Below are 20639 nucleotides of genomic sequence, written 5' to 3'. Positions count from 1 at the left end.
AAAGCTGGAGGAAAACGTCAGCCATAGGCCGCCTTTCCGACGCTCTGCGCGAGCCATGTCGGAAGCTGCGGCGCGGCGGCGACCAGTTCGCCGAACACGCCGGGCGGCATCTTCCGCTTCAAGGTCGTGAGCGCGGCCTCCGCCTTTTCGGGGCCGAGCCAGGCCAGCGCCCGCACGGCCTCGCCTGCGGGGCGGTTGGCCAGGGCCAGTTGCCAGCGCGGCGCGTGCCGCAATTCGACGACCTGCTTGCCGAGGTGTATCTTTCGGCTGCGTCCGGAGGTCAGATAGACCGAGCGGACGGGCACCTGCGTCGTCAAGCCAAGCGCGTTCGCCGCGGCGGCTCCGTTCGAGACGATGATCTCCCCTTTTTGGGTCGCGAGGGCCTCGACAGCCTGCTCGACCGAAGGTGCGCGCGTGCCAAACCGACTGGCGATGGGGCGCAGATAGACGCCACGACCGGCGCGGATGAGCTGCCCGCGCTCGGACAGACGCGACAATGCCTGATCCACGGCCGCCCGGTTTCCGAGGTGGAGCAGGCCCTTGGCGGACACGGGCATCCCTTCGGGAAGTCCCGTCGCATGTGCCAGAATCTGTTCGGTCAGCCGTGTCATCGTCTTTCTCCTGTTGGAAATATACGCGGGTTTCTGACAGTTTTCAAGGAAGCGCAGGGGAACATACCGAATAGGGGGAAAGCCTTCCCCTGCGGCCGAGCCTTGGTCTCTACCTACCCCTTCTGCGGGGAGATCCCCGCAACGCCCCCTTCAGAGTGAGAGTGCGGACGGATTTTCCGTGACGGGTTAAGAGCTGGAGGAGAGGCTTCCGGCACCCGTCGCGGAGATCATCCCGATGGCCAGACAGGGTCGTAACCTCGCGGAAGGTGGCGCGCGCAGCAACCTTTACGACGACATCACCAACAAGATCATCGCCGAGCTGGAGCAAGGGCGGTTGCCATGGGTCCAGCCCTGGGGTGCGTCGCCTGATACCGCCCCGCTGGGCCTGCCGAGAAATGCTTCAACCGGCCGGTCCTATTCCGGCATCAATATTCTCATCCTCTGGGGGGCTGTCATCCAGCATGGTTTCCCCGCTCAGGCGTGGCTGACGTTCCGCCAGGCGCTTTCGCTTGGCGGCAATGTCAGGAAGGGCGAACGTGGCACGACTGTCGTTTATGCCGACCGTTTCACCCCCGAGGACGAGAAGCGCCGTGCCCGCGAAACGGGTGAGGATGCGCATGCCATTCCGTTCCTGAAGCGGTTCACGGTCTTTAACGCCGCGCAATGCGATGGCCTACCCGATGAGATCACGGCAGTCGCGCCGCCACCGCCGCCGGGCCTTATCGAACCTCAGGTCGAGGCGTTGATCCGGGCCACCGGCATCGACTTCCGTATTGGCGGCAATCGCGCCTTCTATATGCCGTCGCTCGACTATGTGCAGGTGCCGCCTCCGCAAGCCTATTTCGAGCCGATCAACTGGCACAGGACGGCCCTGCATGAACTGGGGCACGCCAGCGGCCATCACAGCCGCCTCAACCGCGATCTGACCGGCTCGTTCGGTTCGAAGAAATACGCCTTCGAGGAGATGATTGCCGAACAGACCGCAGCTTTCAGTTGCGCCGCGCTCGGGATCCTGCCGACCGTCCGCCATGCCGATTACATCGGATCGTGGCTGGAGGTCATGCGCGAGGATTCCCGCGCCATTGTCCGCGCGGCCTCGCAGGCCAGCAAGGCGGCGGACTGGCTGCTGTCGCATCTGCTTGCCGAAGACACCGGGGAGTCGGATGCGAGCGAAACCGACCGGAGGGCGGCGGCATGATCCTCCTGACAGGCGCACAGCACGACCGCCTGCTGGCCAATGGTCGCCAGCGCGATCAAGATCACATCCCCGGTCGTGAAGTTCTTCAATCCCATCGGTGAAGGCGTCTGGCTCGCTACCGAGCTGGATGAGGATGGCGACATCATGTTCGGCCTGGCGGATCTCGGCCATCCCGAACTGGGTTCGTGGAGCCTTGGCGAGATGCAGTCAGTCCGGCTGCCATTCGGCATGGGCATCGAGTGCGATCTGCTGTTCACCGGCGATTTCCCGATCTCGGTCTGGGCCGAGGCCGCCCGTGAGACCGGCAGCATCCGCGCCGCCGAGCGTTTGCTCTACGGCGTCGGCGCGAGCTTTTCCCGCACATCCGCCGATACAGAAAACCGGAGTGCCTGATTTCCGGGTTTCAGGTTCTGCGGCTGGCGTCGCTCTCTTCAGAGGAAGAGGGCGGCGCTTCGCTTCGTGACGGGCTGATAGCCGGAGAGAGAGGCTCACCGGCGTCCGTCATGGAGTAACTGACATGGCCACTGCCGTTCAGAAGATCACCCTGTCGTCCTCGCGCGACATTCCCTTCAACAAGCTGGTGCTCAGCCAGTCCAACGTCCGGCGCGTCAAGGCCGGCATCTCGGTCGAGGAACTGGCCGAGTCCATCGCCCGCCGCGGCCTGATCCAGTCCCTGCATGTCCGTCCGGTGGTGGATGCCGGGGGCAAGGAAACCGGCATGTTCGAGGTGCCCGCCGGCGGTCGCCGGTTCCGGGCGCTGGAACTGCTGGTCAAGCAGAAGCGCCTCGCCAAAAGTGCGCCGGTCCCGTGCGTGGTGTCGGAGGCCAGCGCCGATGTGCTGATCGACGAGGTATCGCTCGCCGAGAATATCGAGCGCGCTCCGCTGCATCCGCTCGATCAGTTCCGCGCTTTCCAGGCCATGCGCGAAAAGGGCATGACCGAGGAAGCCATCGCCGCCGCCTTCTTTGTGGATGCCAAGGTGGTGAAGCAGCGCCTGCGTCTGGTTTCCGTCTCACCGGCATTGCTCGACGTCTATGCCGAGGACGGCATGACGCTGGAACAACTCATGGCCTTCAGCGTCAGTTCTGACCATGCCCGTCAGGAGCAGGTCTGGGAAGCGATCAGGGATGGCTGGCAGAAGGAACCCTACCACATCCGACGCCTGCTGACCGAAACCACAGTCCGCGCCGCCGACAAACGGGCGGTGTTCGTTGGTATCGATGCCTATGAAGAGGCTGGCGGCTGCGTGCTGCGTGATCTCTTTCAGCAGGACGATGGTGGCTGGCTGCAAGATCCGGTGCTGCTCGACCGGTTGGTGGGCGAAAAACTGAAGGCCGAGGGCGAAGCCATCGCCGCCGAGGGCTGGAAATGGATCGAGGTCGCCATCACCTTCCCCTATGGTCACGACCATGGCCTACGCCAGATTGTCGGCACCACGGTCGATCTGAGCGAAGAGGAACGCGCCACCCGCGAAGCATTGCGCGACGAGTATGACCGGCTTGAAGTCGAATATGGCGAGGCGGACGAGCTGCCTGACGAGATCGACGCCCGCTTGGGTGAGATCGAACTGGCTCTGGAAACCTTCGAGCGCCGTCCGATGACCTTCGAGCCGGACCAGATCAGCATGGCGGGTGTCTTCATCAGCATCGACGCCGATGGCGCATTGCTGATCGAGCGCGGCTATGTTCGCGCCGAAGATGAAACGCCTGCGGAACCGGAAGCTGAAATCGTTGACCCGGAAACCGGCGAGGTGATCCAGCGGTCAGAACCGGAGGTAAGCCGCATGGGTGCAGTTATCACGCTGGGCGGCCAGGCGGTCGAAACTGAGGAGGAAGACGAGGCCGACATCATCAAGCCGCTGCCCGATCGCCTGGTCAGCGAGCTGACCGCGCATCGCACGCTGGCGCTGCGGGATGCGGTGGCAGTAAACCCGCATGTCGCTATGACGGCACTGCTGCACAGGCTGGCCATGGATTGCTTCATGCCGCATTCCAGCAAGGGATGCCTCGAAGCCCAGGTCCGGGAGGTTCATCTGCCCGCACAGGCCGAGGATCTGCGCGACAGCGCGTCGGCCAAGGCTATCGCTGACCGCCACGAACGCTGGTGCGATCATGTCCCGGCAGACGATGCCGCCCTCTGGGATTGGCTGACCGATCTGGACGATGGGTCGCGCATGGAGTTACTCGCCCATTGCGTCAGCTTCGGTGTCAATGCGCTCTATGAGAAGCCGAACCCTTACAGTGGCACGGGCGTCAGCCAGCACGGGCTGGACATCCGCCTGTCGCAGGCTGACCGGCTGGCCCGTTCGACCGGCCTCGACATGGTGGCCGTGGGCTGGCGGCCGACGGTCGGCAATTATCTCGGCCGCGTGACCAAGCCGCGTATCCTTGAAGCTGTACGTGAAGGGGCCGGAGACCGGGCCGCCGAGTTGATCGGACATCTCAAGAAGGGCGACATGGCCAAGGAAGCCGAACGCCTGCTGGCGGAAACCGGCTGGCTGCCTGAGCCGCTGCGCATGGCGGACGAGGGTATCGAAGTCGACCCGGCATCGGGCATTGCGGCGGAAGCCGACAATCTGCCCGATTTCCTCTCCGGCGATGGCGAGGACGACCCCGCTGACGATGAGGAAGAACAGCATATGGTCGCTGCTGAATAGCACTCATGCGGGGCGGCTTCGGTCGCCCCGTTCTAACCGCTCCGTTTCCGTAACTCGCCCGATCCTCGTGATCGGGCTTTTTCTTTGGAGAGCCGCCATGGCTGCCAGCATCGACGTTGATGAAATATTTGCTCAGGATCGGGAAAACCGTCCGCTGGAGCGTACACTGCCTTGGGAGGAAAGCCGCGACGGCATGACCGTTGTTGTGGAGCCAAAGCCCCATTGGGCCGAAGATATGCGCGTTTTCCGGCTCGATGCCCGTGAATACTGCCGCTATGCCGAATGGACTGCCCATGGCGGCCGTGCGCGCTTCTATGGTCACATCGATACATCGGGCGACGATCTGATGATGAAAGCCCGCGCGATGGTTGCCCGCGAAATTGCCGATGGGCTTTGGAGCTGAAGACCCGATCGCAGGGTCTCTGGCCGTGAGGATGGGATGTCTGCACCGGACGGGCCCAATCCGGCTTCACCATGCAATCCGCCATCCCGATCAGGACAAGCGGCAGCCATCTCTGGCCTGAAGGAACACGATCCTGATGCCAGCATGGTGGCAAGGCTGACGCGGCAGAGCATCTGCGACGGGTATCCGGCATCCTGTCAGATGCGAAAAACGGCTCTGTTGCAAAGATTGGCGGCAGTCAGAGGTAGGCTGTCGCTCTGCGCCGATCAGGCGGCTGCTGCGAAATGGTGGTTGAGCATGCCCATGGCCTCCGTCAGCGCCGAGGGCCCAATGCCAAAAGCTCTCTCCACAAGGCGCACCTCGCCCCTGATGCCGGGCTGCAGGCACCAGGGGCGAGCCTGTCCTTTGCGCAGGGCTCGCATGACTTCGAATCCCTTGATCGTGGCATAGGCCGTGGGGATCGATTTGAAACCGCGCACCGGCTTGATCAGTATCTTGAGCTTTCCGTGATCGGCCTCGATCACGTTATTGAGATACTTCACCTGCCGGTGGGCCGTCTCCCGGTCCAGCTTTCCTTCGCGCTTCAATTCGGTGATCGCTGCACCATAGCTCGGCGCTTTGTCGGTATTGAGCGTGGCAGGCTTTTCCCAGTGCTTCAGGCCTCGCAGGGCCTTGCCCAGGAACCGCTTCGCTGCCTTGGCGCTGCGGGTCGGCGACAGGTAGAAATCGATCGTGTCGCCCCGCTTGTCGACTGCCCGGTACAGGTAGGTCCACTTGCCCCGCACCTTGACGTAGGTTTCATCCAGGCGCCAGCTCGGATCAAAGCCACGCCGCCAGAACCAGCGCAGCCGCTTCTCCATCTCCGGGGCGTAGCACTGGACCCAGCGATAGATCGTCGTATGGTCGACCGAAATGCCGCGTTCCGCCAGCATTTCCTCAAGGTCGCGATAGCTGATCGGATAGCGACAATACCAGCGCACCGCCCACAGGATCACATCACCCTGGAAATGGCGCCACTTGAAATCCGTCATCGTTCCGTCCGTCCAATCTCCGCCAAGCATGCTCAAGCTTCACGATTTTTGCAACAGAGCCCTATCTTCGGCCTTCACACGCACGAAAGGCGGCGAAGCTCCGCCGTTAATCCGTCCGCCGGAGATCTCGCCCAGGCAGGCTGAAGGCCGAGCAAGCCTGACAGGCCCGAAAAGCCCGGCACGGGCGTCGGCGGCGATGACGGCGGCGGCATTATCCAGGGTTGATGATGGAAGTGGAGGATATCGACAACCTCTCGCGCAACCAAGACATCGCGGTCGGACTGCAAGTGATCTTGAAGCCACGGGCCCGTCCCACCCCGACATGGACCTCGATGCCCGAACGGACGTTAGATTTCGAGTTCTAGGCGTTCTGCGATGAAGGTTGGATCCCAGCCGGGATTGAAAGTGTCGACGTGGGTGAATCCGAGCCGCTCGTATAGGCCACGCAGGTTCGGGTGGCAGTCGAGCCGCAGCTTGGCGCACCCCTGCGTTCGCGCGGCATGGCGGCAAGCCTCGATCAGCGCGGAGCTGACACCCCGGCCCGCATGTGTCCGTCGCACCGCGAGCTTGTGCAGATATGCGGCCTCCCCCTTGAGGGCGTCGGGCCAGAACTCGGGATCCTCGGCCGACAAGGTGCAACAGCCGACGATGCCGTCGCTGCAACTCGCGACTAGGAGCTCGGATCTCAGGACGAAGGTCTCCGCGAATGTCCGGTCGATCCGCGCGACGTCCCAGGCGGGCGTTCCCTTGGCGGACATCCACGCCGCAGCGTCGTGCATCAGCCGCACAACCTCGTCGATATCACCCGAGCAGGCGACCCGAACGTTCGGAGGCTCCTCGCTGTCCATTCGCTCCCCTGGCGCGGTATGAACCGCCGCCTCATAGTGCAGTTTGATCCTGACGAGCCCAGCATGTCTGCGCCCACCTTCGCGGAACCTGACCAGGGTCCGCTAGCGGGCGGCCGGAAGGTGAATGCTAGGCATGATCTAACCCTCGGTCTCTGGCGTCGCGACTGCGAAATTTCGCGAGGGTTTCCGAGAAGGTGATTGCGCTTCGCAGATCTCCAGGCGCGTGGGTGCGGACGTAGTCAGCGCCATTGCCGATCGCGTGAAGTTCCGCCGCAAGGCTCGCTGGACCCAGATCCTTTACAGGAAGGCCAACGGTGGCGCCCAAGAAGGATTTCCGCGACACCGAGACCAATAGCGGAAGCCCCAACGCCGACTTCAGCTTTTGAAGGTTCGACAGCACGTGCAGCGATGTTTCCGGTGCGGGGCTCAAGAAAAATCCCATCCCCGGATCGAGGATGAGCCGGTCGGCAGCGACCCCGCTCCGTCGCAAGGCGGAAACCCGCGCCTCGAAGAACCGCACAATCTCGTCGAGCGCGTCTTCGGGTCGAAGGTGACCGGTGCGGGTGGCGATGCCATCCCGCTGCGCTGAGTGCATAACCACCAGCCTGCAGTCCGCCTCAGCAATATCGGGATAGAGCGCAGGGTCAGGAAATCCTTGGATATCGTTCAGGTAGCCCACGCCGCGCTTGAGCGCATAGCGCTGGGTTTCCGGTTGGAAGCTGTCGATTGAAACACGGTGCATCTGATCGGACAGGGCGTCTAAGAGCGGCGCAATACGTCTGATCTCATCGGCCGGCGATACAGGCCTCGCGTCCGGATGGCTGGCGGCCGGTCCGACATCCACGACGTCTGATCCGACTCGCAGCATTTCGATCGCCGCGGTGACAGCGCCGGCGGGGTCTAGCCGCCGGCTCTCATCGAAGAAGGAGTCCTCGGTGAGATTCAGAATGCCGAACACCGTCACCCTGCTGCGTAACATCGTTGCTGCTCCATAACATCAAACATCGACCCACGGCGTAACGCGCTTGCTGCTTGGATGCCCGAGGCATAGACTGTACAAAAAAACAGTCATAACAAGCCATGAAAACCGCCACTGCGCCGTTACCACCGCTGCGTTCGGTCAAGGTTCTGGACCAGTTGCGTGAGCGCATACGCTACTTGCATTACAGCTTACGAACCGAACAGGCTTATGTCCACTGGGTTCGTGCCTTCATCCGTTTCCACGGTGTGCGTCACCCGGCAACCTTGGGCAGCAGCGAAGTCGAGGCATTTCTGTCCTGGCTGGCGAACGAGCGCAAGGTTTCGGTCTCCACGCATCGTCAGGCATTGGCGGCCTTGCTGTTCTTCTACGGCAAGGTGCTGTGCACGGATCTGCCCTGGCTTCAGGAGATCGGAAGACCTCGGCCGTCGCGGCGCTTGCCGGTGGTGCTGACCCCGGATGAAGTGGTTCGCATCCTCGGTTTTCTGGAAGGCGAGCATCGTTTGTTCGCCCAGCTTCTGTATGGAACGGGCATGCGGATCAGTGAGGGTTTGCAACTGCGGGTCAAGGATCTGGATTTCGATCACGGCACGATCATCGTGCGGGAGGGCAAGGGCTCCAAGGATCGGGCCTTGATGTTACCCGAGAGCTTGGCACCCAGCCTGCGCGAGCAGCTGTCGCGTGCACGGGCATGGTGGCTGAAGGACCAGGCCGAGGGCCGCAGCGGCGTTGCGCTTCCCGACGCCCTTGAGCGGAAGTATCCGCGCGCCGGGCATTCCTGGCCGTGGTTCTGGGTTTTTGCGCAGCACACGCATTCGACCGATCCACGGAGCGGTGTCGTGCGTCGCCATCACATGTATGACCAGACCTTTCAGCGCGCCTTCAAAGGCTCTGTTGCAAAGATTGGCGGCAGTCAGAGGTAGGCTGTCGCTCTGCGCCGATCAGGCGGCTGCTGCGAAATGGTGGTTGAGCATGCCCATGGCCTCCGTCAGCGCCGAGGGCCCAATGCCAAAAGCTCTCTCCACAAGGCGCACCTCGCCCCTGATGCCGGGCTGCAGGCACCAGGGGCGAGCCTGTCCTTTGCGCAGGGCTCGCATGACTTCGAATCCCTTGATCGTGGCATAGGCCGTGGGGATCGATTTGAAACCGCGCACCGGCTTGATCAGTATCTTGAGCTTTCCGTGATCGGCCTCGATCACGTTATTGAGATACTTCACCTGCCGGTGGGCCGTCTCCCGGTCCAGCTTTCCTTCGCGCTTCAATTCGGTGATCGCTGCACCATAGCTCGGCGCTTTGTCGGTATTGAGCGTGGCAGGCTTTTCCCAGTGCTTCAGGCCTCGCAGGGCCTTGCCCAGGAACCGCTTCGCTGCCTTGGCGCTGCGGGTCGGCGACAGGTAGAAATCGATCGTGTCGCCCCGCTTGTCGACTGCCCGGTACAGGTAGGTCCACTTGCCCCGCACCTTGACGTAGGTTTCATCCAGGCGCCAGCTCGGATCAAAGCCACGCCGCCAGAACCAGCGCAGCCGCTTCTCCATCTCCGGGGCGTAGCACTGGACCCAGCGATAGATCGTCGTATGGTCGACCGAAATGCCGCGTTCCGCCAGCATTTCCTCAAGGTCGCGATAGCTGATCGGATAGCGACAATACCAGCGCACCGCCCACAGGATCACATCACCCTGGAAATGGCGCCACTTGAAATCCGTCATCGTTCCGTCCGTCCAATCTCCGCCAAGCATGCTCAAGCTTCACGATTTTTGCAACAGAGCCCGAAAAACCACCCCCGCTTCCATTCGCAAACCTTGGTCCGATCCGTCTCTTTGACATTCAACCCCAAAGGGGTCGGCTTACGCGCGCGTGCCGCCCTCGGGGATTCGGGAAAAGTCCGAACGCCCTCGGGTGATTGCAGATCCGGTCAGACACTTCGGGCGCCTGTCGCGCGGGGGATGGTCCCCCGCCTCCCAAAGACAGGAGCCGGAACCCATGTCCTATGCAGATGCCACCGCCTTCGCCGCCAGCCTTGCCGCCACGCTGATGGTTTCGATCGTTGTGTTCCAGGCCGGAGACGGCACCCACGCCGCGTGCCCTGCCGCCGAGTTCGACGGCGACGACGACATGGTGAAGCTGGAGCTGGACCCGTGGGAATAAGGCGCGAAAGCGCCTCATCCCCGACGGCCCGAGCGCGGCAGCCCGCGCTTCGGGCCTTCAGCGCCTCGCGATGGTTCCCATCGCCGGCAGCGGAACCGGGAACGAGCCCGGTCAGAGAGGAAGAGTGCGGGCCGTTCGGCCGTGACGGGTTGAGGGTCGGAGAGAGAGGCTCACCGGCGCCCGTCATGGAGTGATCCCGATGACCTTTGCCCGTTCCGAAACCTTCCGTTCCATCGGCCAGATTCTGGCTGCCGATGTTCTGCCCGCGCTTTATCGGTCGCAAAAGCTGCCGCTGCGTATCTCATGCCTTGGCGTGGCCAGTTATGACGCCAGTGACGCGGCGAACGGTTTTGACCGCGTGATCCCGCTTGGCGAATGCCCGTCACCGGAAGAGGCCATCCAGGCCGCAGCCTTGCGCCTGTCGCGCGGTGATATTCGCACGGGGCCGGACAGCTTTCCGTATTTTCAGCCGCGCATCATGCTCATTCAGGACCGAGATCAGCGCCTGGTCCTCGCCGGTGAAATCCGCGCCGGCATTATCCTCTGGCAACAGCCAGTCGCATCCGATGCCGAGGCACGCAGGATCGTGACCGAGGCCAGCCGCCTGCGCAGTATGGCATTCCGGGCCTCGGACCCCGGTGATGCGAGACGGCTGCGTTACCGCGCCGCTGCGCTGGAGGCCCGATTGGTCGATCCCTTCTGGCGCGAAACCTCGGCCGATCTACTCCGCCTGCCACAGGCCGCCTGAGCTTCACCCATTTCATCCCATTCGGCTCGGCCATACGCCGAGCCATGTCATGTCCGGAGACCGTCATGGCCGACTATTACATGCACTTTTCCTGCCTGCTCGACGTAGGCACCCCCGCAAACGCCGCCCGCGCGCTCGATCTCTACAACGCTCTGGCAGATGACAATGCCGCTGAGGATCCGCCCTCGGATGGCTTCCTGCTCTCCATCCAGCCAGAGCATGGCGGTACGCAACTCTGGATGCGCGATGATGTCACGGGTGACCCTGAGCATGTCATCCAATTCGTCAAACGCTGCGCTGCCGAATTTGGCCTGAGCGGATTGTGGGGTTTCCAGTACGCAAATAGCTGCTCGAAACCGCGCATCGACGGATTTGGTGGTGGGGCGCATGTCCTTGATCTCGCCACCGGCGAGACAGTGGACTGGATCTATACCGATGGCTGGCTTTCCTCGGTTCTGGAAGGGAGAGCCCCCTATGCCTGAGGTCATCGAAACCACCGTCTATCGCCTCAACGAATTGTCTGATGCGGCAAAGGACAAGGCCCGTGCTTGGTATCGTGAGGGCGGCTTCGACTATGACTGGTACGATGCCGTCTATGAGGATTTCCAGCGCATCGCGGAAATCCTCGGGTTGAACCTCAAGACCCGCACCGTCCGATTGATGGGCGGCGGCACCCGGCAGGAACCCTGCATCTGGTTCCGCGGCTTCTGTTCACAAGGTGACGGTGCGTGCTTTGAATCGTGGTATTCCTACCGGAAACATGCTCCGCGCCTTATCCGGGAGCACGCACCGCAGGACACCGAATTGCATCGTATCGCCGATGCCCTTCAGGCGGTCCAGCGCCGCAACTTCTATCAGCTTCGCGCCGATGCCAGCCATCGCGGCCATTATTATCACGAATACTGCATGTCGATCACGGTCGAGCGCGACAGCCCGACCTGGCAGGACATGACCGCTGATGCCGAGGAGGCGGTCATCGAGGCGCTGCGCGATCTGGCCCGCTGGCTCTACCGCCAGCTTGAGCGCGAGTATGATTATCTGTCCTCGGACGAGGCTGTCGATGAAACCATTGCCGCCAATGAATACACCTTCACCGCAGCTGGTCGCCGCTTCGGATGATCCCGAGAAGACACTGACAAGCGCCCCACCGTCCGGTCGGGGCGCTTTTTTTATGCTGCGCTTTGAGAGTCAGAGGCGGGCCGGAAGGGGTTAAGTCCGGGCGGTCGAGAGAGAGCGCTGTTCGGACTCTTCCATTTCTGCTCTCCTGAGGTTTCCGACATGAACATGGTGTTTCCCGTGGCCGATCCGGTCACACCACTGGCGGCTGCGCCCGCGATTCTGGCTGCGGCTAATCTTTTGCTTCCGTCTCTCGAACGCGGTGAACGCATCGATGCCGCCACCTTGCGCTGTGCTATGGAAACGGCCTTCGGCGCGTCCGACGCTACTGGCGTCTGGGACTGGAAGCTGGCCTATGAGGCGTGCGAAGTCGCTACCGTCCTTTTCTTACGCAAATACGGAAAGGCGCTTTTCCGTAAAGCCGCGTCTCCGGCGGCACGCATTTCCGTGCTGGCAAAGATCGCGGCGCTGTTGCCCACGCAGACCCGGCGTTCCGAGGAAAGCCAAAACCTCCAGCAATTTTCGACGCCGATCCCGCTCGGCCTTACCGCTCTGACGGCTGCCGCGATTACGCCCGATGACAGGGTGCTGGAACCATCGGCGGGCACCGGCCTTCTGGCGATCCTGGCGCAGACCATCGGTGGCTCGCTGATCCTCAACGAACTGGCCGAGACCCGCGCCGATCTGCTTGCCCAGATCTTTCCGGCTTTTGCCGTCACCCGCTTCGACGCCGCCCAGATCGATGATCATCTGGCTCCGGATGCTGTCCCGTCCGTGGTGCTGATGAACCCGCCATTCTCGGTCATGGCCAATGTCAGCGGGCGTGTCGCGGATGCGGCCTATCGCCATGTTGCCGCGGCACTGGCCCGTCTTGCTCCCGGCGGGCGGTTGGTGACGATCACCGGCGCTGGCTTTGGCCCCGAAGCTCCGGCATGGCGGGACGCCTTCATCCGCTTGCAGGCCCGTGGCCGCGTGGTGTTCAGCGCTGCCGTCGATGGCGCGGTCTATGCAAAGCACGGCACCACGATCGACACGCGGCTGACCGTGATCGACAAACTGCCCGCCGACGATCCCGCCAGTTTGCCGGCTTCGCCGGGGATCGCGCCTGATGTTGCCACGCTGATCAGATGGATCGAGGAACAGGTTCCGCCGCGCCTGCCAGTGTCATTGCCGAAGATCGTGGTTTCCGCTTCGGCCACCGCGCCGAAGACCGTGCGGGGCTATCTCGCACGCTCGGCGGTTACGCGATCTGTCGCTGCTTCGGCCAATGATCCTGATGGCGTCGAACTCGCCTATGAGACCGTGGACTGGACGCCACCGGAAGGCGCTCGCCTGTCCGACGCGATCTATGAGGAATATGCGCTGCAATCGCTGCGTATCGCTGGTGCACAGCCGCATCCGACCAAGCTGGTGCAATCCGCCGCCATGGCCTCGGTCGCACCGCCCAAGCCGTCCTACCGGCCCATGCTGCCGCCCGACATCTGCGCGCGTCTGTCGGACGCCCAGCTTGAAACGGTGATCTATGCAGGTGAAGCCCACGCCGATCATCTCGCCGACGCCTGGACCGTGGACGAGCATTTCGACAATGTGAGTGCCGCGCCCGAGGATGCTGCCGGATCGATCCGCTTTCGCCGGGGCTTCATGCTCGGGGATGGAACCGGCGCTGGCAAGGGTCGCCAGTCCGCCGCCATCATTCTCGACAACTGGCTTCGCGGTCGGCGCAAGGCGATCTGGATCTCCAAATCCGACAAGCTGATCGAGGACGCGCAACGCGACTGGTCGGCGCTCGGCATGGAACGGCTGCTGGTCACGCCTCTGTCACGCTTCCCGCAGGGCAAGCCGATCACGCTGTCGGAAGGCATCCTTTTTACCACCTATGCCACGCTACGCTCCGACGACCGGGGCGAGAAGGTTTCCCGCGTCAAGCAGATCGTCGAATGGTTGGGGTCCGATTTCGATGGAGCCATTATCTTCGACGAGAGCCATTCCATGCAGAATGCCGGTGGCGGAAAAGGTGAACGCGGTGATGTCGCCGCCTCGCAGCAGGGACGTGCGGGCCTGCGGCTTCAGCACGCGCTGCCCGACGCCCGCGTCGTCTATGTCTCGGCGACTGGCGCCACCACCGTCCATAATCTCGCCTATGCTCAGCGCCTCGGCCTCTGGGGCGGTGAGGACTTTCCGTTCCAGACCCGCGCCGAGTTCGTCGAGGCGATCGAATCCGGTGGCGTTGCGGCCATGGAGGTCCTGGCCCGCGACCTGCGATCTCTCGGCCTCTATACCGCCCGCTCACTCTCCTATGATGGCGTCGAATATGAACTGATCGAGCATCAGCTCACGGACGAACAGCGGCACATTTACGACTCATATGCTGCCGCCTTCGCTGTCATTCATGGAAACCTGGACGCGGCGATGGAAGCCGCCAACATCACCGGCAGCGATGGGACGCTGAACCGGCAGGCCAAATCCGCCGCCCGTTCGGCCTTTGAAAGCACCAAGCAGCGCTTCTTTGGCCATCTGCTGACCTCCATGAAAACCCCGACCCTGATCCGGTCCATCGAGGCCGATCTGGAAGCGGGCCATGCCGCCGTCATCCAGATCGTCTCGACTGGCGAAGCCCTGATGGAACGGCGGCTGTCCGAGATCCCGACCGAGGAATGGAACGATATTTCCGTCGATGTCACGCCGAGGGAGTATGTCGGCTCGTATTTGCAGCATTCCTTCCCGGTGCAGCTCTATGAACCCTTCACCGATGGCGAGGGCAACCTGTCGTCACGCCCCGTCTTCCGCGATGGTCAGCCGGTGGAATGCCGCGAAGCCGTGGCGCGGCGCGACGAGATGCTGGAGCAGCTGGGTTCGCTTCCGCCTGTCCCCGGAGCGCTCGACCAGATCGTGCAGCGCTTCGGCACGGATATGGTGGCCGAGGTCACAGGCCGCTCACGCCGGATCGTGCGCAAGGGTGACGGGGTATCGGCACGTCTTGCGGTCGAGAACCGTGCGCCTTCTGCCAACCTTGCCGAGACCTCGGCCTTCATGGATGACCAGAAGCGCGTTCTGGTCTTCTCTGATGCCGGTGGCACGGGGCGCAGCTATCACGCCGAACTCTCTGCGAAAAACCAGCGGCTGCGCGTGCATTACCTGCTGGAACCTGGCTGGAAGGCCGATGCCGCCATTCAGGGGCTGGGCCGCACCAATCGCACCAATCAGGCGCAGCCGCCGCTGTTCAGACCCATCGCCACGGATGTCAAAGCCGAGAAGCGCTTTCTCTCGACCATCGCCCGCCGCCTCGACACGCTGGGCGCGATCACACGCGGCCAGCGCCAGACCGGCGGTCAGGGGCTGTTCCGTCCCGAAGATAATCTGGAATCCGCCTATGCTCGCGATGCGTTGCGCCAGCTCTATCTGCTGATTGTGCGCGGCAAGGTCGAGGGATGCTCGCTCGAACGGTTTGAATCCGCAACCGGCCTGAAGCTGATGGACAGCAATGGTGTGAAGGACGAACTGCCGCCGATCACCACCTTCCTCAACCGCCTGCTAGCATTGACCATCGAATTGCAGGGCATCCTGTTCGCCGCCTTCGAGCAGCTTCTGCAGGCGCGTATCGACGGGGCGATTGCATCCGGCACCTATGATATGGGGCTGGAAACGCTGAAGGCCGAAAGTTTCATCGTCACCGACCGGCAAGTGATCCACACCCATCCGGGCACCGGCGCGGAAACCCGGCTCCTGACGCTCACCGAGCGCAAACGCAATCAGCCGGTCACGCTCGATGCGGCCGTCGCTGAACTGGATGATCCGCGTGCCAAACTGCTCATCAACGAGCGATCCGGTCGTGCCGCCGTGCAGATCCCGACCACCAGCGTCATGCTGGATGATGGCGAGATCGAACGGCGCGTGCGGCTGATCCGGCCCATGGAGGCGATGAACATTCCGGTTCGGGCGATGGGCGAGACCCACTGGATCGAGGCCGACCGTGCCGACTTCACCGTGGCCTGGAAGGCAGAACTGGCCGAGGTGCCGGAGTTTACCGACAGCATTCTGCATATGGTGACTGGGCTGCTTCTGCCGATCTGGAAACGGCTGCCGCAGGACTCCTCCCGCGTCTATCGGCTGCAGACCGACGAGGGCGAACGCATCATCGGTCGCCGGGTATCGCCGGCATGGGCTGCCAATGCCTCGACCAGTGGCGTTACCAGCAGCCTGACACCCGATGCCGCCTATGCCGCGCTGATCGAAGGTCGCACGATCCTTGATCTCGCCGAGGGGCTGCAACTGCGCCGCGTCCGGGTCATGGGCGCCAACCGGATCGAACTGACCGGCTTTACTGACGCGATGCGCGACCGGTTGCGGGCCTATGGCCTCTTCAGCGAGATCATCTCGTGGAAACTGCGCTTCTTCGTGCCTGTCGATGCAACGGGACCGGAGATCACCGGTAAACTGCTTGACCGCTTCCCGGTTGAGCGCATCGGTGAGCGGGAGGCCGCATAATGGCGCGTCTCAACGCTTCCGAACTGGCACACCGCCTCGGCCGACAGGCCGAGGCGGTGTGCCGTCACTATCTGTCGAATGGTCGCAAACAGGGCAATTACTGGCAGGTTGGCGATGTCCGAAACACGGCTGGCCGCTCCATGTTCGTCCGGCTGCACGACAGCGTGAAAGGCATTGCCGGTAAATGGCAGGACTCGGCCACGGGTGAATATGGCGATCTGCTCGATGTCATCCGGGATTCGCTCGGTCTGATCGACTTCGCCGACGTTGCCGAAGAGGCCCGGCGCTTCCTCAGCCTGCCGCATCCTGAACCACAGCCGCCACCCCGTCAGTCCCGTCCGCCAGCACCATCGGGATCATCGGAGGCCGCACGCCGACTCTGGCGCATGACACAGCCGCTGATCGGCAGCACCGCAGAAGCGTATTTACGCGGACGCGGCATTACGGATTTACGCCAGACCGCAAATCTGCGCTTTCATCCCAACTGCTACTGGCGGCCCGAGGACGATGGCCCGACGCAAGCCTGGCCCGCCATGATCGCCGCCGTCACCGACCTCGATGGCAGGATTACCGGCGCACACCGCACATGGCTGGCCCCTGACGGTTCCGGCAAGGCACCCGTCGATCCACCGAGGAAGGCAATGGGCGACCTGCTCGGACATGCAGTTCGTTACGGGGATGCGCAGGATGTCATGGCAGCGGGGGAAGGTATCGAAACCATCCTGTCGTTGCGTCAGGCTCTGCCCACCATGCCAATGGTTTCCGCACTCTCGGCCGGGCATCTCGCTGCCATCCTGTTCCCGCAGCAACTGCGCAGGCTCTATATCGTCCGCGACAACGATCCGGCAGGTGACAGCGCCCGCGATAGCCTGGTGGACCGGGCGCACGAGGTCGGGATCGAGACCATCACGCTCTCGCCCATGATGGGGGACTTCAACGAAGATCTCACAACTCACGGGCTGGATGCCGTTCGGGCAGAGATCCGGGTGCAAATCGCTCCCGAGGACGTCAGCCGCTTCATGGCTTCAATAGAATAGCCGGCACGAGACCGTGATCGGGGCGTACCGATCCTGTCATGCGCATAGGCTGCATCCTGTCATCAGCAGAGGACCGCGCCTTGGCCTTCCGAGAGGGCGATCGGCCCACAAACGCTCCGGTCAGGCAATGGCGGCGCCCGACTGATTTCCGTCGGCGGCCCGCCACCCCACGCGACAGGTCGCGTGGGGACCCCGTCTCCCCCGCCTTTACAGCGCGAAACAAATCAGCCGGGCTTTGCCATCAAGGCCCTCGCCAGAGGCTCGGACTGCCAGGCCGGAGCGCCCGTGGGCTTTCGTCGCCATGAAGGCCGCGACGGCCGCGGTCCAACTGACGGAAGCATCCCATGTACGCGCACGACGATTTCGAACCCGATCACAGCACGTCCCCGACCGGCCATGCCATCGAAGAACTCGAACTCTACGGCTACCGTCCCTCCGAAGATGAGGCCGATCCCCGGATCACACCCGAAGATCACGTTATCCAAGGCGCAGTCTCCGAGATCTTCGACGCCCTAATTTCCACCATGGCCGACACCAGCCTCGATTTCGACCTCGACGAGATCCTCTGGTCCACCGTCAACACCTTCCACCGCGCCGTCGAGCGGATCGAGACCAAACTCGACGATAACGAGCAGGCACAGAAGCGCCTTCAGCGCGAACAGGATGGCAGCGAGGTCAAATCCGTCCAGCTCGAAACCCTGATCGGCGCGGGCCAAAGTCTGATCGAGCGCCGCGACAGCATGGAAACCTTCCGCGATGCCGCCGCCGACATCTATCTGCGCACCACCGGTACGCCCTGGTCGCAACGCTCCGGCTCACGGGTCAACCATCGCCAGATGACCTCGGCCATGATCGACAGCCGCGACTTCATCGCCGCAAAACGCCGGGCCGACAACGAGGTGCTGCTGCCCGCCGGACCGAAGATCGCCTTCTCGGGCGGTGACACCACCGATCACCGGACGATCTGGGCCAAGCTCGATCAGATTCACGCCAAGCACCCGGACATGGTGCTGATGCACGGTGGATCGCCCAAGGGCGCGGAACGTATCGCGGCAACCTGGGCCAATAGCCGCAAGGTCGCACAGGTCGCGTTCAAACCCGACTGGGCGAAACATGCCAAGGCAGCACCGTTCAAGCGCAACGACCAGATGCTCTCCACGATGCCGATCGGGGTCATCATCTTCCCCGGCACTGGCATTCAGGACAACCTGGCCGATAAGGCTCGGAAGATGGGCATCCCGGTCTATCGCTTCGGAACCGGCAGCGCGTGAGCGCTGCCGGTTCGGCATAACGCCATTGCGCACTACTGCAAGAGCGCCAGGTCCTCCCAGCGAATCCGGAGGTAACGGCCTGAGCGCTTTGGCAATTGCTTGCGGCTGACCATTCGCCCGGAGACCTGGAACTCTGCATTTATTTTGACCACGAGCAACTTGTTGAAATGCCTCGATGTATCCACCATCACTACGTCCTTGGTCTTGAAAGGTGTGATGGTTTTGATTTCGACATGATCGTTTTCGAGCCTGCCGTCCGAACCCTGCGCGTAGGTCTTGTTCAACTTAATGCCGTAGGTGATGGCCCCGAACAATTCGCCGATATCGCCATACACGGACAAATGCAGGCCAGTCTCCAGATGGTAGCTCTCAGCGAGTGAGATCAGGTCCTCAAAATACGGGATCATTGATCGGATGGCGTTTGGATACTTCGCTCCCCACTCCTTGTGACGAAGCTGCTCATCGATGTCTGACCAGCTTACCCATTCGCCATCGTCGTAAAATGCTCGATCTGACCAATCGATTTCTGCCATAGACTTTAACCCGCAGCCTTCCACCCAACAATATAACCACCGTAGAGGTAGAGCCGATACTGGTCTACCAGACGCATAAGGTTTCTCATTCAACCTGCTAGTTTTCGGACAGGCCTGGCCTCGAAAGCCATCGCTTCTCGCGCGGTGAGAGGAATGCTGCTATGCTGTGATTGCGCCATGGTGGTGGTGGTGGAAGGCGCAGCCGTCCGACCTTTTGCACGGAGTCACCACCATGATCGTTCTCGGAATTATTGTTTCCATTGCAGCCATCGGGACCATGTGCTGGCTGCTGTTCAATCTCGCCGTTTTTGCCCTGCCGTTCTTTATCGGCCTGAACGCAGGCATATGGGCCTATGGCACGGGCGCTGACTGGCTTGGCGGCATCCTCATCGGTCTTATCGCTGCGGGTCTGACAGTGGCGGTCGGTCAGGGCCTGCTCATGCTGGTTCGTCCGATCTGGGCACGGCTGCTGATCGCTTTGACCTTCGTTGCCCCGGCGGGCGTGGCAGGGTTTTACGCTACGCTCGGGATCGTCAAACACATGATGCCGTCCGAGACGTGGCAGATCATCTTTTCGGTAGTCGGTGCGGTCGCGGTGGGCGTGACGGCGTTCCTGCGCGTTGCAGGCATGGCGGCAACCGGCCCTGCGGACGGGAACCTTGCACGCACCTGAACTGGAGTGACCCGTAGAGGCAGGACCAGAAGCGGATACGGATCATCTGCCGTCTTCGTCAGGAGGCGGGTGGGTAGATAGCGTGTGGATCCCAGGGCAGCGTGAGGCACAGGCACGGTCCATAGGAGCGCAGGACGGTCAGTGCCAGCATTCGAGGACTGACCGAAAACCGGTTGGGGCAATGCCGATAGCACAGGCCGGAGAAAAGGATGTGCACGACCTGAAACGCGGGGGACCAGACAAGCCGGTGCGCCGGTCTGGTCATCCTGATGGAGCCTCGAGGTTGCCACCGTCCCCGTTCACCCCCGTGTCTCGACCGCTCCAAACGGCCTCTTCAATGGCCTGATCTGGCCGAAGAACAGCGCGATGCGCTTCGACCGCTTTAGCGCAACAGCGTCGTCACAACTTTCTTCCCCTGCCGGCAAAGCCGCCATTCCGCGCGGAACAAGAAAGTTCCTCCTGTGCTGTCCAGCCCCTTTGGGGTGCGCCAGCGTTCGTCTCCGGCCGGTCGATCGCCATAGAGGCCGCAATGGTGCGGGCTCGGAAACGGAAAGCGGAGACTTAAAATGGCAACCATCGGCACCTTCAAGAAGACCGGCTCGAACGAATTCACCGGCGAAATCGTCACCCTCAGCGTCCAGGCCAAGGGCGTGCGCATCATCCCCGACCTGCGCGCCACCGGCGAGAATGCCCCCAGCCACCGCGTTCTGGTCGGTCGCGCTGAAATCGGCGCCGCCTGGTCCAAGCGCTCCAACGAGGGCCGCGACTATCTGGGCCTCAAGCTGGACGATCCAAGCTTCAACGCTCCGATCTACGCCAACCTCTTCGACGAAGAAGACGGCGAAACCTTCTCCCTCATCTGGTCCCGCCCCAACGGTCGCCGCGGCGACTGAGGCGCGGAACAA

General features: G+C 62.6%; 18 protein-coding genes and 2 pseudogenes. 14 read left to right on the top strand and 6 right to left on the bottom strand.

Annotation, left to right across the window (positions count from 1 at the left end):
- Positions 1-17 precede the first annotated feature (17 nt).
- The gene (locus CHB74_RS17375; RefSeq protein ID WP_009450572.1) at positions 18-611 is read right to left on the bottom strand and encodes a DUF6088 family protein; all 594 of its coding nucleotides are present in this window, start codon (positions 609-611) and stop codon (positions 18-20) included.
- Between the two features lie 235 nt (positions 612-846).
- Between CHB74_RS17375 and CHB74_RS17370 the strand changes: the two genes are divergently transcribed.
- From CHB74_RS17370 to CHB74_RS17355, 4 genes and pseudogenes are all read left to right on the top strand, one after another.
- The gene (locus CHB74_RS17370; protein ID WP_089220814.1) at positions 847-1809 is read left to right on the top strand and encodes an ArdC family protein; all 963 of its coding nucleotides are present in this window, start codon (positions 847-849) and stop codon (positions 1807-1809) included.
- A pseudogene (locus tag CHB74_RS17365) lies at positions 1806-2202 on the top strand (DUF2958 domain-containing protein). The gene CHB74_RS17370 and the pseudogene CHB74_RS17365 overlap by 4 nt, the downstream one beginning before the upstream one ends.
- Positions 2203-2326: 124 nt before the next feature.
- A complete protein-coding gene (locus CHB74_RS17360; RefSeq protein WP_066704144.1) occupies positions 2327-4465 on the top strand; it encodes a ParB/RepB/Spo0J family partition protein in 2139 nt (712 codons plus the stop codon).
- A 97-nt stretch (positions 4466-4562) separates the two neighbouring features.
- Complete coding sequence (locus CHB74_RS17355; RefSeq protein WP_009450568.1) at positions 4563-4868, top strand: hypothetical protein; 306 nt, start codon at positions 4563-4565, stop codon at positions 4866-4868.
- A gap of 266 nt (positions 4869-5134) precedes the next feature.
- On the opposite strand, the gene CHB74_RS17350 is transcribed toward CHB74_RS17355, so the two are convergent.
- From CHB74_RS17350 to sul1, 3 genes are all read right to left on the bottom strand, one after another.
- The gene (locus CHB74_RS17350; RefSeq protein ID WP_001389365.1) at positions 5135-5899 is read right to left on the bottom strand and encodes an IS6-like element IS6100 family transposase; all 765 of its coding nucleotides are present in this window, start codon (positions 5897-5899) and stop codon (positions 5135-5137) included.
- A gap of 347 nt (positions 5900-6246) precedes the next feature.
- Positions 6247-6747, bottom strand: coding sequence for a GNAT family N-acetyltransferase (locus CHB74_RS17345; protein WP_000376623.1), 501 nt, complete (start codon positions 6745-6747; stop codon positions 6247-6249).
- Positions 6748-6874: 127 nt separating this feature from the next.
- Complete coding sequence (gene sul1 / locus CHB74_RS17335) at positions 6875-7726, bottom strand: sulfonamide-resistant dihydropteroate synthase Sul1 (RefSeq protein WP_000946487.1); 852 nt, start codon at positions 7724-7726, stop codon at positions 6875-6877.
- 101 nt (positions 7727-7827) lie between these two features.
- Here sul1 and intI1 point away from each other — a divergent pair.
- Positions 7828-8634 (top strand): annotated as a pseudogene (intI1, locus tag CHB74_RS17330) (class 1 integron integrase IntI1); the annotation flags it as partial.
- A 33-nt stretch (positions 8635-8667) separates the two neighbouring features.
- Here the strand turns inward: intI1 and CHB74_RS17320 are convergent.
- Complete coding sequence (locus tag CHB74_RS17320) at positions 8668-9432, bottom strand: IS6-like element IS6100 family transposase (protein WP_001389365.1); 765 nt, start codon at positions 9430-9432, stop codon at positions 8668-8670.
- A gap of 274 nt (positions 9433-9706) precedes the next feature.
- On the opposite strand from CHB74_RS17320, the gene CHB74_RS22085 reads away from it, so the two are divergent.
- From CHB74_RS22085 to CHB74_RS17290, 7 genes are all read left to right on the top strand, one after another.
- Positions 9707-9871 (top strand): hypothetical protein, encoded by a 165-nt coding sequence (locus CHB74_RS22085; RefSeq protein WP_009450567.1) that lies wholly within the window; start codon positions 9707-9709, stop codon positions 9869-9871.
- Positions 9872-10070: 199 nt separating this feature from the next.
- Entirely contained in the window at positions 10071-10619 is a 549-nt protein-coding gene (locus CHB74_RS17315) for a hypothetical protein (RefSeq protein ID WP_066704141.1), read from the top strand.
- A 65-nt stretch (positions 10620-10684) separates the two neighbouring features.
- A complete protein-coding gene (locus CHB74_RS17310) occupies positions 10685-11101 on the top strand; it encodes a hypothetical protein (protein WP_066704139.1) in 417 nt (138 codons plus the stop codon).
- A complete protein-coding gene (locus CHB74_RS17305) occupies positions 11094-11738 on the top strand; it encodes an antitoxin of toxin-antitoxin stability system (protein ID WP_066704137.1) in 645 nt (214 codons plus the stop codon). Before CHB74_RS17310 ends, CHB74_RS17305 begins: the two co-directional genes overlap by 8 nt.
- Positions 11739-11897: 159 nt before the next feature.
- Positions 11898-16220, top strand: a complete 4323-nt coding sequence (locus CHB74_RS17300) for a strawberry notch-like NTP hydrolase domain-containing protein (protein WP_089220811.1) — start codon at positions 11898-11900, stop codon at positions 16218-16220.
- Complete coding sequence (locus CHB74_RS17295; RefSeq protein WP_015740137.1) at positions 16220-17257, top strand: DUF7146 domain-containing protein; 1038 nt, start codon at positions 16220-16222, stop codon at positions 17255-17257. The genes CHB74_RS17300 and CHB74_RS17295 overlap by 1 nt, the downstream gene beginning before the upstream one ends.
- A gap of 344 nt (positions 17258-17601) precedes the next feature.
- Positions 17602-18528 carry a DUF2493 domain-containing protein gene (locus CHB74_RS17290; RefSeq protein ID WP_015740138.1) on the top strand — a complete coding sequence of 309 codons (927 nt, stop codon included), beginning with the start codon at positions 17602-17604 and terminating at the stop codon, positions 18526-18528.
- Positions 18529-18560: 32 nt separating this feature from the next.
- Here the strand turns inward: CHB74_RS17290 and CHB74_RS17285 are convergent, their stop codons facing one another.
- Positions 18561-19061, bottom strand: coding sequence for a hypothetical protein (locus tag CHB74_RS17285; RefSeq protein WP_015740143.1), 501 nt, complete (start codon positions 19059-19061; stop codon positions 18561-18563).
- 232 nt (positions 19062-19293) lie between these two features.
- Here CHB74_RS17285 and CHB74_RS17280 point away from each other — a divergent pair, with 232 nt between their 5' ends.
- Positions 19294-19734, top strand: a complete 441-nt coding sequence (locus tag CHB74_RS17280) for a hypothetical protein (RefSeq protein WP_015740144.1) — start codon at positions 19294-19296, stop codon at positions 19732-19734.
- Between the two features lie 566 nt (positions 19735-20300).
- Positions 20301-20627 carry a DUF736 domain-containing protein gene (locus CHB74_RS17270; protein ID WP_009450558.1) on the top strand — a complete coding sequence of 109 codons (327 nt, stop codon included), beginning with the start codon at positions 20301-20303 and terminating at the stop codon, positions 20625-20627.
- Positions 20628-20639: the final 12 nt, after the last annotated feature.

The organism is Edaphosphingomonas laterariae (genome assembly GCF_900188165.1).
GTDB lineage: Bacteria > Pseudomonadota > Alphaproteobacteria > Sphingomonadales > Sphingomonadaceae > Sphingomonas_E > Sphingomonas_E laterariae.
The sequence above is the reverse complement of the archived record's forward strand: the minus strand, read 5'-3'. Positions and strand labels throughout refer to the sequence as shown.